The 14,015-nt window shown below is 48.9% G+C and carries 12 protein-coding genes; 5 read left to right on the top strand and 7 right to left on the bottom strand.

Features of this window, described 5'->3' with window-relative positions; translation table 11 throughout:
- Nucleotide 1: 1 nt before the first annotated feature.
- From KNP91_RS02955 to KNP91_RS02940, 4 genes are all read right to left on the bottom strand, one after another.
- Nucleotides 2-448, bottom strand: coding sequence for a DinB family protein (locus tag KNP91_RS02955; RefSeq protein WP_214848516.1), 447 nt, complete (start codon nt 446-448; stop codon nt 2-4).
- Nucleotides 441-956 (bottom strand): GrpB family protein, encoded by a 516-nt coding sequence (locus tag KNP91_RS02950; protein WP_214848513.1) that lies wholly within the window; start codon nt 954-956, stop codon nt 441-443. Before KNP91_RS02950 ends, KNP91_RS02955 begins: the two co-directional genes overlap by 8 nt.
- A gap of 84 nt (nt 957-1,040) precedes the next feature.
- The gene (locus tag KNP91_RS02945) at nt 1,041-3,758 is read right to left on the bottom strand and encodes a bifunctional 2',3'-cyclic-nucleotide 2'-phosphodiesterase/3'-nucleotidase (RefSeq protein WP_214848511.1); all 2,718 of its coding nucleotides are present in this window, start codon (nt 3,756-3,758) and stop codon (nt 1,041-1,043) included.
- Between the two features lie 204 nt (nt 3,759-3,962).
- The gene (locus KNP91_RS02940; protein WP_214848508.1) at nt 3,963-5,357 is read right to left on the bottom strand and encodes a hypothetical protein; all 1,395 of its coding nucleotides are present in this window, start codon (nt 5,355-5,357) and stop codon (nt 3,963-3,965) included.
- Between the two features lie 162 nt (nt 5,358-5,519).
- Here KNP91_RS02940 and KNP91_RS02935 point away from each other — a divergent pair, with 162 nt between their 5' ends.
- The 3 genes from KNP91_RS02935 to KNP91_RS02925 are packed head-to-tail and all read left to right on the top strand — an operon-like array spanning nt 5,520 to nt 7,520.
- Nucleotides 5,520-6,557, top strand: coding sequence for a phosphotransferase (locus KNP91_RS02935; RefSeq protein WP_214848505.1), 1,038 nt, complete (start codon nt 5,520-5,522; stop codon nt 6,555-6,557).
- Nucleotides 6,558-6,571: 14 nt separating this feature from the next.
- A complete protein-coding gene (locus tag KNP91_RS02930) occupies nt 6,572-7,021 on the top strand; it encodes a hypothetical protein (RefSeq protein WP_214848502.1) in 450 nt (149 codons plus the stop codon).
- 4 nt (nt 7,022-7,025) lie between these two features.
- Nucleotides 7,026-7,520, top strand: coding sequence for an SMI1/KNR4 family protein (locus KNP91_RS02925; protein ID WP_214848499.1), 495 nt, complete (start codon nt 7,026-7,028; stop codon nt 7,518-7,520).
- A gap of 162 nt (nt 7,521-7,682) precedes the next feature.
- Here KNP91_RS02925 and tnpB read toward each other — a convergent pair whose 3' ends face one another.
- Nucleotides 7,683-8,855, bottom strand: a complete 1,173-nt coding sequence (tnpB, locus tag KNP91_RS02920; protein WP_214848754.1) for an IS200/IS605 family element RNA-guided endonuclease TnpB — start codon at nt 8,853-8,855, stop codon at nt 7,683-7,685.
- A 222-nt stretch (nt 8,856-9,077) separates the two neighbouring features.
- Nucleotides 9,078-9,836, bottom strand: coding sequence for an MBL fold metallo-hydrolase (locus tag KNP91_RS02915; protein ID WP_214848496.1), 759 nt, complete (start codon nt 9,834-9,836; stop codon nt 9,078-9,080).
- Between the two features lie 117 nt (nt 9,837-9,953).
- Between KNP91_RS02915 and KNP91_RS02910 the strand changes: the two genes are divergently transcribed.
- Nucleotides 9,954-10,364 (top strand): Lrp/AsnC family transcriptional regulator, encoded by a 411-nt coding sequence (locus tag KNP91_RS02910; protein WP_131502861.1) that lies wholly within the window; start codon nt 9,954-9,956, stop codon nt 10,362-10,364.
- 98 nt (nt 10,365-10,462) lie between these two features.
- On the opposite strand, the gene adhE is transcribed toward KNP91_RS02910, so the two are convergent.
- Entirely contained in the window at nt 10,463-13,057 is a 2,595-nt protein-coding gene (gene adhE / locus KNP91_RS02905; protein ID WP_214848493.1) for a bifunctional acetaldehyde-CoA/alcohol dehydrogenase, read from the bottom strand.
- A 333-nt stretch (nt 13,058-13,390) separates the two neighbouring features.
- On the opposite strand from adhE, the gene KNP91_RS02900 reads away from it, so the two are divergent.
- Nucleotides 13,391-13,942, top strand: a complete 552-nt coding sequence (locus KNP91_RS02900) for a beta-class carbonic anhydrase (protein ID WP_026828619.1) — start codon at nt 13,391-13,393, stop codon at nt 13,940-13,942.
- The last annotated feature ends 73 nt before the right edge of the window (nt 13,943-14,015 follow it).

Below are 14,015 nucleotides of genomic sequence, written 5' to 3'. Positions count from 1 at the left end.
CCTATTCAAACAAATCCAGCTTGATGTCATACCCAAGCAGGTTCAAGTAATCAAATAACTGTGACCGGTGGTGGTACAAATGGACAGCTGCTTCCAGCAGCCAACCGGTCGTGCTGTCGGTGACGCCCCAGTAGGTCGTCTCCGTCGAAAAATCGGCCATAAGCCGATCTTGATAATACTGCCACGACTGGTCCAGCCGGTCGACAAGTTGCTCCGGCAGCACCGGAACGGCATAGAACTGTGCCATCTCGTCCGCTGTCGCCCCTGTTGCAATCCGCAGATCGGCTTCGAGCAACACAGCGAGATGAACCGCCACTTCATAGACGGACCGTTTGCCGGAAATCGGACGTTTGTCCCAATCCTCCGGCTGAATCAACCGGATCAGCTCGCGTGTCGTCCGGACGCCGACACCAACATGCCGGTCAAGTGCCTGTTGCCAGTCAGTCATGCGACCACCAGGCCAGTGCCCGCAGCTCCATTGCTTTGACGAAGCTGTCCTTGCCGGCAATGTAGGCGCTGATGTCTTCCGGATACCGGTTCGCCAGTCGCTCTTTGATTGTACTGTATGCTTCGACTTCCTGCGGGTGTTCCCGCAAGTAATCCCGAAAGACGACGTGACGCATGATTTCCGGATTACCGTCCGCATAAAGATGAATGTGATGCGTCCGCGCGTCTCCGCCTTTCCGGTAATAACGGCGCCCGGGCATCCCGAACTCGCCCTTCGCTTCATAGCCGATTTGTTCCATCGCCGCGTCAAACGCTTCAATCCCGTCGAGTGAATCGACGACCGGCAGAATATCGAGAATCGGTTTTGCCGATAGTCCCGGGACCGCTGTACTGCCGATGTGATGAACCGCCAGCAGACGGTCGCCGAAAATCTTCTCCAACTGCTCTTTTGCCTCTTGAAACGCCTCCGGCCACGACGCTTGATATGGTGTGACGATGACTTGCCGCATGGTGCCCTCTCCCCTCGTATGTAGTATGCCAGTTTTTTCGTCAAAACCAAAACGACTCCTCAGACGAGAAGCCGTTTTCCTGCATTATTTTTTCGTGATGAAGTAACGGGACTGATCGAGACGGTCCGATGCTGTATAGATGTTCATCTTGTATGAACCTGTCGCAAGACCAGTCCGCATCTTCAGGACGTAGTTGCCGTGGTTATCCGCAACGTCTTGCGCAATCAGCTTGTAACCGCTGCTTGTTTTTTCGAACAGGCGGACGATTTGACGTTTTTCGACTTTGCCCGTTAAAGTCTTTTTACCTGCCCATTTTTTGACCGGGTACGTGTTTTTGATCGTGAACGACGCTTTTTTCGTAATCTTGTTTGAGATATCCGTCGATTTGACCGTGTACGTCCCTGTCATTAAACCGTTTTTGACCGGAATCTTGAAGCCGCTTGCCGTCGTCTTCGCTTTCGCGATTTTCGTCGAGCCTTTATACAGCGTGACATCAAGCCCTTCCGTTGCTTTTCCTGTTAAGACCGTCGAACCGTAGACGGCTGATTTCTTGTCGATGGCCGGTGTCGCAACGACGCCTGTCCCGACTGTTACTGTCGTTTCTTTTTTCATGAAACCGAGTTCCGAGACGACTGTCAACTTGTCACGCAGTTTGACCGGACGGACCGTCACGGCATACTTGCCGGTTTCGTCGGCTGTCGCCGTACCGAGTACCGTCGTACCGCGTTTGACTGTGACTTTTGCTCCGGCGACGGCTGTTCCTGTGACGAGTTTCGCTCCCGGTTTGACAGCGCTGACGCTGACGTTAAAGTCTTTCATCGGGACGTCGAGTTTAAACTTCAGGAACGTACCGGTCTCACCGGCGCGTTTAACGCCCGTGTTCGTGATGCCTTCGTAACGTTTCGTGTAGTCCGCTGCGGCTTCGGCTGAATCAAAATCAACCGTGATCGGTTTGCTTGCGACGAGTGACCAGTTGTTGTCCGCTTGATAATCAACCGGTTGTTTTGCTTTGATGAAGTCCGAGATGACGTTGCGTGTTTCGTAAGCCGATTTGTAGACGATTTTCTTTCCTTGACCAAGGCCCGGGAAAGTCGCACTGCCGGCACGATAGTTGTTCGTTGCGACGAGGAACTCCTGATCGTCCTTGATTTCCTTGCCTTGGTACTTGATGTTTTGAACGCGGCTTGCGTCTTCATTGACGACCACACCGTTAAAGTCAAACTTCGCCGGTTTCGTGATGTCGATATCGTATGTCAAACCGTCCAAAATATCGAAGTTGTAGCTGCGGAACTCTTTGTTCAGCAAATCCGTCTTTGCATCCGTCACTTCATTGAATTGACCGGCTGACATCTCGAGCCAGTTTTTGATGTCGGCTCCTGTCACTTTGACGACTTCGAGTGTGTTCGGATAAACATACAGATCGGCGACGTTTTTCAACGCGATCGGACCTTTTTTGATCAACGTGTAGTCTGACGCGTTCACTTGATTGCGGCCGCCGGTTTTAAACGGTGCACCGGCAGACAAGAGCGGTAAGTCTTTATATTGGGCAAGATCGGCATTTTCTTTGAGTTGTTTCTCGACATACCATTTTTGTGCGTTCGTGACGAACTGGACGGAATCGTCATCCTGAACGAGTGCAAAGAAGCTTTGGATATCATCATTGATTGTTCCGACTTGCTGGCGGATGTAGGCGAGTGTGCCTTCGTGTGCTTTTTCGATTAATTTGACGGCACCGGCATCTGCCGCCGTGTCTTTCGTGACGTCTGCCAGTTTTGAGCCGGCTGTATCGACGACCCATTTCTCACCGTCCTGCTTCAATTGCAAATCAATCACGCCGACGTTTTTCCCTTGTGTGTTGGCCATGACAACCGGTTTGCCGTTGATGAGACCGTTTGCTGCGTCGACGTTCGGTAAGTTATTGAACGCTGATGTCTTGTCCGGGAATTTTCCGTGCTGGTGACCGGTCATCAAGACATCGATGTCCGCGATTTTTGTCAACGCGTACCCGACGTTTTCATCGCCGTCTTTTTGATCCGCTGTATCCCCGATTCCTGTATGGGCAAGTGCGACGACGACGTCTGCACCGGCGTCTTTTAATTTTTTCGCTGTAGCTTTAGCGACCGGAACGATATCTTCCGCTGTCACTTTTCCTGTCAGGTTGCCGGCATCCCACGCCATGATTTGTGGTGTGACGACCCCGAAGACACCGACTTTGACCGTTTTCATCTGACCGTTTTGGTCTTTGACTTGACGTTCGATGATTTGATAATCCTTCCCGTCCGTGTTGAACTCGGAAACGATCGGTTTTTTCGTAACGGCATCGAGCACATTCGAGTTCACGAACTTGATTTCGCCGCTTGATGCTTTCATCGCTGACTTCAGGAAGTCGAGTCCGAAGTTAAACTCGTGGTTCCCGAGTGTCACGGCGTCATAACCGATGTATTCCATCAGTTCGTACATCGGGTGTTTCCCTTTGTTGCCTTTGTCGTACTGATTTTTGACGTAATCGCCAAACGGTGTCCCTTGTAACGTATCCCCGTTATCGAATACGAAGCTGTTGGCTTCGCCGACGACGTTTTGTTCCTGTTTGATGACGGTCGCAGCTTTGACAAGACCAATCGTCTCATCTTGCGCATCCTTGAAGTAATCGTAGTTCATCGAGTTTGTATGTAAATCAGTGGTCTCTAAAAAACGAAGTTTGACGACGCTGTTGTCGGCGGCGAGTGTCTTAACTTGAATGACGGGCGCAAGCATCGGTGCGATCAACGTGCTGGCCATGACGATTTTCGTGATTTGTTTCATCTGATTTCCCCCTAAGTATAAATGACTGCTCAACTAATTTAACACGCTTTCATTGTAGCTTATAGCTTCTTTGAATAGGTCGGACATCCGTCTTATTTAACCTGCTTAACTAATTCCAAATACTGGCTTAATAATCTTCAAATGAACTTTACATGCCAAAGAAAAAGCGCCGGTCTGCCCTTTCAGGCCAACCGGCGTCCTCGACTATACAGTTGGTTTTCGTTTGATGACAAATCCGATCAATCCGGCAATCAATGCCATCCCCGCAGCATAGAGCGGTGTCAGTCCGGTCGGTTGCTGTGAAAATTGCAGTAACGCTTCATTGCGCCAGGCAACGGTAAAGTCTGCCGTCGTCGCTTGTGCGACAAGGAAACTTATGACTCCGACGAGAACCGCAAAAACAATCGGATCAAGGACGCTCTTGAAGGACCGGATACCAGCGAGCAGATACAGAATAAACGGAATCAGAATCAAGATCCAGTACGCACTTTCCGAGTTGACCGGCTCCGGCGTGACTCCGGCCGATTCGGCATCAAGCGCTTGAATCGTCTGCCGGGCGATACCGTAATCAATCGGTTCAAGATTTAACCGGGTATCGGATAAATCAGGACGTTCGCCGCCGAGAATCGTCAACAGTTGTTCCGTCACCCGATCGGTGTCGACTTCTGCCAAAACGTCTTCAATCGATTGATTTAATTGACCGGTTGAAGTTTCCCCGTTCAGCATCGTCACCGGTACATCGACGTCCGCACCGAGTACATTCGCCTTATAGGTGATCTGTCCACCATGCAACAAATCATACATCCCGCCGCTGCCGGCATCAAGACTGGCGACGGTCAAAGCTGTCCGAAGGGCCGAATCCCCGTCATACTGCGTTTCATCCGTCACGACGAGATACAGCTGAAGACAGCTCGCAAACATTAAGACAAGCAAGCTTCCCCGGGCGGCTGCCGACAACCCGGACAACCCTTGCGGATACAAGGCCAGATAACTTAATGCAATCACGATGCCGAGCGCAAGCAACCCTTGGGTCAACACACCGTCCTGGAACGATAAAAAGGGAATCGAATCACTGCGCTGAACGAGCATGAACCAGCCAATCCACGCCGTTATCAAAAAACTGACGGACCGGACTGTCCAGCCGAGCCGGTTGGCTTTGATCCGCATCATTAAAAAGAGAATAAAAACAAAAACGATACCAAATACCGACAGCAACAAGGAACCATACGTCACGTCGAACGTCAGCGGTGATAGAACCTGGTTCAAATCGATTCCGAAGATAGACAGGACATCACCGGCCGAACTGGCACCAATTACTTGGTTGATGATTGCTTCCCGGACGGCAGCCGGCATCGTTACGTCGAGTCCGCCGATAAACAGCAGCATCAAGGTGACCGTCACGTCACTGCTTCCCCAGGTAACGTCCGCGTCCTGCATTTGCGCGACGAGTGACTGATAATCACTGGAAGACTCGATTTGTCCGGTTACGACTGTCATCAGGCCATATAACACGGCAAAGAAAATGAGACCAAACCCGATCCCGAACACGAAATCCATAATCGAGAAACGCCTGTTGCGCCGCTCTTGTCGTTGCTCCATCGTCAATCCCTCCTTTTCCTTTGTTTGATTATTCCTGTTCTATGCCGTTCAGAAACGCCAACCGCCTAATTTCAATGACTTCTAGTCGTTTCTGTACGATATACTCTAATTATAACCAAATCTGTATGGAAGAGGGATTTTGCTTTTACGAGGAGGAACGACGTGACGACAAACGCAAATCAAATACTCTTTGAGAACATCATCAAGCAATCAAAAATTGGTCAACTGCTTACGAAACCGACAGTACTGTCCGGTGGTCTCCTGCATCAGATGAATCAAATTCAGACAACGACCGGGACATATGCGGTGAAGTTGCTGAATCCATCCATCCTTTCTCGTCCGACCGCACGACAAAACTTCATCGACTCGGAACGGATTGTCAACGCTTTAGCAGGCAAAGTCTCCGCTCTGCCTGCCTTGACGATTGATGGATCTGCCTTGCAACAAATCGGTACACACTATTACCTTGTCTTCCCGTGGGTGGACGGTTCGATCTTGCCGATTAACCAAGTCACACCGAGCCACGCTGAACTGATCGGCGAACAGTTGGCGCAGATCCACGCTGCGGACCTGTCCTCGCTGACGATTCAACAAACCCCTGCATCACCAGAGTCTCCGCTTCCATGGGACACATTCGCAGAAAAAATCCGTCAGCAAGGACTCACAGTGCTAGAACCTTACTTGTCGGATTTAAGACGAATCAAGCGTTGGGACAACGAAGCGTCTTCTGCCCTAAAACAATGGCGAGGAACATCGGTCCTCAGTCACCGCGATTTGGATGCCAAAAACGTGTTATGGAAGTGCGGTGCACCGGTTCTCATCGACTGGGAATCGGCCGGTCCGATTCATCCGATGCACGATTTTTTAGAAACAGTCCTCTATTGGTCGCTCGATGAGCAAAATCGTGTGCGACGAAATCATTTCGAGGCATTCGTCAAAGGGTATCGTTCGGCAGGCGGTCGACTTGACTACCCTCTTGAGCCCGCTCTGTCTGCTGGATATGCGAGTAAACTCGGATGGCTTGCCTATAGTCTGTCCAAAGCTCTTCACCTTGAACCCGTAACTGAAAAGGAGCAACAAGTTGCCGTTCAACAGGTGCACGAGACGTTAAAAGCACTCAAAGACTACGAAGCGCTGTGTCCGGTGATTAAAATGTGGTGGCATGACAGTCAACAGAACACGACGAGTACTTTTCAGTAAGGAACTGGATTTAAATGCCAATCGATTACACTTACCTCACGACACTGATTAAAATGAATCAATTCGGCAAGGCAAAAATCTTATTTGAGACGTATGACATCGATGAAATCAGTGATGAATTCATCGGGGACGCCTTTGATCACGAGACAGACATTTTGTATCAGTTCGTCTGTTATCTGATTGAACAAAAAGAAACAGTCAAACTGCACGAGTTAGCGTTTGGTCTATTGATCCATCCTTTTTGTCATTATGACCGCGCCTACTACCGAGCGTATGACCATGTTCAGCGAATAGTTGCCCTGACCCATCGTCAAGACGTCACTTTCCTGGAGTATTTGTTATTTTTAGCGGAAGTGCCCGATCAAGTCACACCAAAACAGGAAGCCCTCGCTGTGGCGAATGAAATCTTACGGATGGAACCAAAGAATCGAGTCGCAAAAGACTTTTTGAAGGGGATGAACTAAAGACATGTATCAGGCAGGGATGGAAACATTACTTCAATTACAGGCCCGCTTAGAAAACGGTCAGCTCGAAGTGCAAAAGGAAGAAGGATACGTCGAGGTCGAGTCGTTCACCTTCCACTCAGGCGCCAGCCCCGAAGAATTGGCTCGACTCCCAAAAGACACACCAAAAGAAATCGTACATTTTTTAAGTATTCACAATGGTGCTCGTCTTTATTTCACGCCGGACGGCGGTGGAGGTTTCGAGTTGTTTTCGATTGATGATATTTTGACGTACCTCCCGATTTGGGAATGTCCACCGGGCTTTATCCCGATTGGTGCCGGACCTGACGGCGAATGGCTCGTTTGCGAATCGATCAGTGAAGGTGGCAATCGGATCTGGACCGGTGAATTCCTGACGTACGAAGATTCTGATTTCGAACGACTCCCGTTCTCCTTCGATAAGTGGCTTGATTATCTGATTGTTTCGCAAGGGACGATGTATTGGAACTGGTTTCGTTGATACTGGTTAACGATTCAAATTTGTTTTGGTAATACGCGGTTTAAAGAGAAGGAATAGCAGGTTCCCCGCAAACTTTCGCAGCAACTGTTGAACTACCTCCACCTACGCTTTGCTTAGAGGTGGAGGATTCCTGAGTTATCCGACCTACCGGTCGAAACCTTATCAGGCTAGCCCCGTCGTCCCGACGGTTGAAGAAGCCAAGATTCGTTCAGCCTCTCGTTTAAGATTCAGTCCTGCGTTCACATCCCGGTCGTGGTGGATGCCGCAATTCGGACATGTCCATTCACGCAAGCCAAGATGCTTCACGTCTTTGTGTTGATGGCCGCAACTCGAGCACAGTTGACTGGAAGCAAAGGTCTTGCCGACTTTCACGACGGTCTTCCCGTACCATTCCGCCTTGTACTCCAGCATGTGGAAGAACGCCGACCAGCTGACGTCCGAGATGGCCTTGCTCAACTTGCGGTTCTTCTGCATGTTCTTCACCTGCAAGGTCTCGATGCCGATGACGTCGTGGTTTTTGACGATTTCGTTCGATACCTTGTGCAGGAAGTCTGTTCGCTTGTTGGCGATCTTCTCATGGATACGGGCAACCTTTCGCTTCTGCTTCTGATAGTTCCTCGCCTCGGAAAGCGTGACTTTCTTGTTCAAAGCGATGCGTTGACGGCGGGAGAGCTTGCGCTGTTCGCGCGCCAGTTTCTTCTCGAGCTTACGGAAGTAACGGTCGTTCTTATAGATCGTGCCGTCCGACAGGATGGCGAAGTTCTTGAGTCCGACGTCGACGCCGACAGATGAACCGGTCTTCGGCAGCTCGTTGATCTCCTGCTCGACGAGCAGGGAAACGAAGTGTTTTCCTGACGCGTTACCTCGGATTGTGGCGTTCAAGATACGGCCTGTGACCTGTTTCGAATGGGCGAAACGAACCCATTTCAGCTTCGGAAGTTTGAGCTTGTTGCATCCAATCGAGACTTCAGGAAGCTGGTTTTTGCCTTGGATGTTGGTCTTGTACGACTGGACGGGATGGCGCTTGGACTTGAATCGAGGGCGTTTATTCTGCTTCTTGAAGAAGCGGTCAAACGCATCAGCAAGATGTTTGACGCTGATCTGAACAGATGTACTATCGACTTCCTTCAACCAGTCGAACTCCTGCTTCAACAAAGGAATTTCTTTAGAACAAGAACCGTAGGACAGTCCTTTTCCAGTGGTCTTGTACATTTTCTCCCACTTCGCCAAGAAGTGGTTAAAAACGAAGCGCGAACACCCGATTGTCTTCGCAATCAGGATTTCCTGCTCTTTTGTGGGGTAGATTCTGAATTTGTAGGCCTTGTGCTTCAACACCATTTTTCACCTCCTTCAAGGGGAATATACCCGAAAGGCAGGCCAGCGATTCATCTCCCACTTTCACTTCGTTTAGAAGTGGGAGTATTCTCGCCTAATTTTGATAAAAATCAAGAAAAAGTTGATACTTGATAACAGCACAAATTCTTTTGTCCATAAAGACCGTTTCTCTATCTGTTTCAAAATGAGTGCCTCCAAAAATTACGGCAACTCCAGTTAAACTTAAAACACAAACCGCTCGCCATCTTCCGGCACGATGAGTTGAGAAGAAAAGTGATGTTCAACGGCAAACGTTCTTAAATTTGTCCGAGACAATGCCCAGTGATTCACAGCTTCCATATGGACGGAAAGAATCCGTGCGGTTGGTGCGGCCTCGTGGACAGCTAAGACGTCTTCCGCTCCCATCACCAGTGAGCCACCTTCCACAAACTGGTTGTCGCCTGCGTTGACGACGATGACTTCCGGTTGATGCTGCTTGATCACTTTCTCCACTTCTTCATACCAGACCGTGTCGCCAGCGATATATACGGTTTTTTCATCTTCATGTTTAAAGACGACTCCGCATACCGAACCGGCGATTTCCAAAATGGGTCCTCTGCCGTGCTCGCCTTTTGTTTGAATCAACTGAATTCCTTCAAAAACGGTATCTTCTTGTAAGACTTTGACGTTTTGGAATCCGCTGTTTCTAATTTCTTGGGCATCCTGTTCATTCTGAGTGAACAAAGGAATGTCTTTTGATAGTACTTCTTTTGCCACATCGTCCCAATGATCGAGGTGCAAATGTGTGACAATGACAGCATCTGCCTCGATAATAGAGTCGAGTGAAACCGGCAATTCGTTTAACGGATTTTTTTGATCTTGTCGTGCCGAATTTGGAAATGCCGGATATGCTCCCTTGTCTGCTAAAAACGGGTCAATCAAAAATGTTTTACCGGCATAGTCCAGTTTTAACGTTGCATTGCGGATATGTTGGATGTTCATGTATACCACTCCTTTTCGTTGTTAGGAGCCTAGTATATAATTTGAACGTCATCCCGATACAGAGCTTACTGAAGGTATTTTTGCCGTTTTACTTTACTTATGAAGGGATTTGAAATCGTGTTGGATCAAACGGACTTACAAATCATCAACGAGCTGTCACAAAACAGCCGGATCACGATGAAAGAATTGGGTCAAAAAATTCACTTAAGTGGACCCGCAACATCGGCCCGGGTTTTAAAATTAGAGGATCAAGGCATCATCGAAGGGTATACGATTCTTGTTAACCCTTTAAAGATGGGCTATACGATTCATGCGATGATTAGTATCTATACGAAAGATACCCATCACCAGCCGTATCTCTCGTTTCTCAAAAAACATCCATTATATGTTCTGAATAATTATAAAATCAGCGGGGACAGTTGTTATCTATTGGAGTGTCGTTTTCCATCGAACAAGGAACTGGATTCGTTTTTAACTGAATTAAATGAGCATGTGAATTATCAGTTATCGATCGTGATTAACAAATGAGTAAACTTTACTTCACGATTATGAACACACGAAAGCCTTGCCTCCGTTAACCGGAAGCAAGGCTCTTTTCAATTGCCATGGTATTTTTTTCTCTCTATTTAAATACCTTCGTACGCAAATTCCATGATTTGACGGAGTTCCGTCACAAGCGGCATTTTCGGATTCGCTGTTGTACATTGATCCTCAAACGCGTCGACTGCCATCTTGTCGAGTTTCGCTTCAAAGTCGGCTTTTTTGATTCCTTGGGCTTTGAACGACATCTTGATGTTGAGGCGTTGTCCGAGTTCACTGACAGCTTGGATGAATGATTCGACACCTTGTTCTGTCGTCGCTGCCGGCAGACCGAGGTAACGGGCGATTTCCGCATACCGTTCATCCGCGATAAACGACTCGTATTTCGGGAAAGCAGCCAGTTTCGTTGGTTTTGTTGCATTGTAACGGATGACGTGTGGCATCAGAATCGCATTTGTCCGACCGTGTGGTGTGTGGAACTCCCCACCGATTTTGTGCGCGATTGAGTGGTTGATGCCGAGGAAGGCATTCGCAAACGCCATTCCGGCCATCGTTGACGCATTGTGGACTTTTTCGCGTGCTTCGGCGTCTGAACCGTTATCGTAAGCGCGTGGCAAGTACTCAAAAATCATCTTGATTGCTTTTAATGCCAATCCATCCGTGTAGTCGTTCGCAAGGACAGAGACGAACGCTTCCGTCGCGTGGGTCAGGACATCCATCCCTGTATCGGCCGTGATAGAGGCAGGCACCGTCATGACGAACTCCGGATCAACGATCGCAACGTCTGGTGTCAACGCATAGTCAGCAATCGGATACTTAACGTTTTTCTCTTTATCGGTGATGACAGTGAACGGTGTGACTTCTGATCCCGTACCGGATGTCGTCGGAATGGCGACGAACTTCGCTTTATTACCGAGTTCCGGGAATTTATAGGCCCGTTTCCGGATATCCATGAATTTTTGACGGAGGTTCGAGAACGTTTCGTTTGGCTGCTCGTAGAACAACCACATCCCTTTCGCAGCATCCATCGCCGATCCGCCACCGAGGGCGATGATCAGGTCCGGTTTAAAGTCACGCATCGCCTGGGCACCGACTTGAACGGTCGTCACGGATGGATCCGGTTCGACTTGGTCAAAGATCCGGTAGCTGACGCCTGCAGGCAAGTTACGGATGACTTTGTCGGCATAACCGAACTCAACCATCGATTGATCGGTGACGATCAATGCTCGTGAGACATTTTGAATCGATTTCAAGTATTGAACCGAGTTTTTCTCAAAGAAAATCTTTTCCGGTACTTTGAACCACTGCATGTTCACGCGTCGTCTCGCCACCTTTTTGACATTGAGTAGATGTTTCGCCGTTACGTTTTCTGAGACCGAGTTTTTCCCGTATGATCCGCAACCGAGTGTGAGTGACGGTGTCAATTCATTGTAGAGATCGCCGATTCCGCCGTGTGCTGACGGACTGTTGACGAGAATCCGGCAGGCTTTCATCCGGAGACCAAACGCTGTCATCAACTCATCATCTGTTGTGTGAATAACCGCCGTATGACCGAGTCCGCCGATTTCAAGCATCCGTTCCGCGACATGGAAGGCGTCATTCGTTGACGCAACGCTGTACGCACCGAGAACCGGACTTAGTTTTTCGTGTGATAACGGTTCTTCCGCTCCGACTTTTTCGAGTTCCGCGACGAGCATGACGGTGTTGCCCGGAACATCGATGCCGGCTTTTGCTGCAATCCATGTCGCAGGTTTTCCGACGATATCCGCATTGACGGCACATGTATCGGTTTTGATGACGAGTGCTTCGAGACGTTTTTTCTCATCCGGTGTACAGAAGTAACAACCGAGTGCTTCCATCTCTGCCCGGACTTCCGCATAAATCTCTTGATCGACGATGACGGCTTGCTCGGACGCACAAATCATTCCGTTATCAAATGTTTTCGAGAGGACCAAATCACTGACGGCGCGTTTGATTTTAGCGGTTTTTTCGATGTAACACGGTACGTTCCCCGGTCCGACACCAAGCGCCGGTTTTCCGGTCGAGTAAGCGGATTTGACCATGCCGGCTCCGCCTGTCGCAAGGACCATCGCGATGTCCGTGTGGTTCATCAAAACTTTTGTTGCTTCGAGGGACGGTTGTTCGACCCACTGGATACAATCTTTTGGTGCACCCGCTTTGACGGCCGCATCGCGTAATGTTTTCGCTGCTTCGAGGGAACAGTTTTGTGCTGATGGATGGAAGGCGAACACAATCGGGTTACGCGTCTTGATCGCGATCAACGCTTTGAACATCGTCGTTGACGTCGGATTCGTCACCGGTGTGACGCCACAGACGACACCGACCGGTTCCGCGATGTACGTGATACCGTTTTGGACGTCTTCTTCTAAAATCCCGACCGTTTTTTCATTCCGGAGACTATTGTAGATGTATTCTGTTGCGAACATGTTTTTGATCATTTTATCTTCAAAGACACCGCGTCCTGTCTCTTCAACCGCGAGACGCGCCAGTTCGACGTGACGTTCAAGACCGGCGAGCGCCATGTCCCGCACGATCGTATCGATTTTCGTTTGATCAAATGTCAGTAATTCTTGAAGTGCCGTTTGACCTTTCGCGACGATTTGATTGATTGCTTGTTCGACAGGTGAGACATCTTGTTTGATTTTTTCTTTGACAGCCATGTTAGGTTTCCTCCCTATTTTGGAACGAATCTGAGTCTGCAATTCCCTATTAGATGTTAGGAATGCCAAGCTGATTTTCAATAGTTTGTGCTTTCCTTCACAAATCAATCATACCGCCTTTTGTTACATTTGTGCATGGCTATCCTGTGAACTATTTCACATGAATGAGAGCGTTTTCATCGAAATGACCTGTTCTGACATAACGGTCCGTCTTTTCGATCACTCGCTGTGATAACTGTCACAGCAATCTATGAATCTGCTTGTCTGACCAATCGTTCATCGTGTACGCTAGGAATAGTTCCATCATTCATTTGTCTTAAAGGAGGAAGTTTCATGTCAGTCGTTAATCAAATGCTTGCGTTTAATCAACAGTTCGTCGAAGAGAAACAATACGAACCATTCATCTCGGATAAGTTCCCGGATAAGAAGGTTGTGATTCTGACCTGTATGGATGCACGTTTGACGGAGCTCCTTCCCCACGCACTTGGTCTGAAAAACGGTGATGCGAAAATCATCAAAAATGCCGGAGCCGTCCTGTCCCATCCATTCGGATCTGTCATGCGGTCAATTCTCGTCGCCCTCTACGCCCTCGGTGCGGAAGAAGTCATTGTCATCGGACATCATGACTGCGGCATGAGCACGATTGACCCGGCGAAGATGATCGCCGAGATGCAGGATCGTGGCATCAATGAACAGGTTCTGCACACGCTGGATGCTTCCGGCGTCGATTTGAAGCAATGGTTACGCGGCTTCACATCGGTCGAAGAAAATGTCAGCCACTCGGTCGGACTGATCAAAAACCATCCATTGTTGCCACCGGGCACGGAAGTCCACGGACTTGTCATCGATCCGGGAACAGGTAAACTCGACCAAGTCGATTGCTGAATCACGTTTTAATGAAGAAGAAAGGTATGGCCAACCTCAATTTGACGTCGGTCATACCTTTTTTGTGTTTTTT

This window comes from Exiguobacterium sp. s138 (genome assembly GCF_018618775.1).
Lineage (GTDB): Bacteria > Bacillota > Bacilli > Exiguobacteriales > Exiguobacteriaceae > Exiguobacterium_A > Exiguobacterium_A artemiae.
The sequence above is the reverse complement of the archived record's forward strand: the minus strand, read 5'-3'. Positions and strand labels throughout refer to the sequence as shown.

Excerpts from the sequence above, each read along its gene's own strand:
- KNP91_RS02955 (WP_214848516.1), bottom strand. The coding sequence starts at position 448 with ATGACTGACTGGCAACAGGCACTTGACCGGCATGTTGGTGTCGGCGTC.
- KNP91_RS02950 (WP_214848513.1), bottom strand. The coding sequence starts at position 956 with ATGCGGCAAGTCATCGTCACACCATATCAAGCGTCGTGGCCGGAGGCG.
- adhE (WP_214848493.1), bottom strand. The coding sequence starts at position 13,057 with ATGGCTGTCAAAGAAAAAATCAAACAAGATGTCTCACCTGTCGAACAA.
- KNP91_RS02940 (WP_214848508.1), bottom strand. The coding sequence starts at position 5,357 with ATGGAGCAACGACAAGAGCGGCGCAACAGGCGTTTCTCGATTATGGAT.
- KNP91_RS02930 (WP_214848502.1), top strand. The coding sequence starts at position 6,572 with ATGCCAATCGATTACACTTACCTCACGACACTGATTAAAATGAATCAA.
- KNP91_RS02915 (WP_214848496.1), bottom strand. The coding sequence starts at position 9,836 with ATGAACATCCAACATATCCGCAATGCAACGTTAAAACTGGACTATGCC.
- KNP91_RS02900 (WP_026828619.1), top strand. The coding sequence starts at position 13,391 with ATGTCAGTCGTTAATCAAATGCTTGCGTTTAATCAACAGTTCGTCGAA.
- KNP91_RS02925 (WP_214848499.1), top strand. The coding sequence starts at position 7,026 with ATGTATCAGGCAGGGATGGAAACATTACTTCAATTACAGGCCCGCTTA.
- KNP91_RS02945 (WP_214848511.1), bottom strand. The coding sequence starts at position 3,758 with ATGAAACAAATCACGAAAATCGTCATGGCCAGCACGTTGATCGCACCG.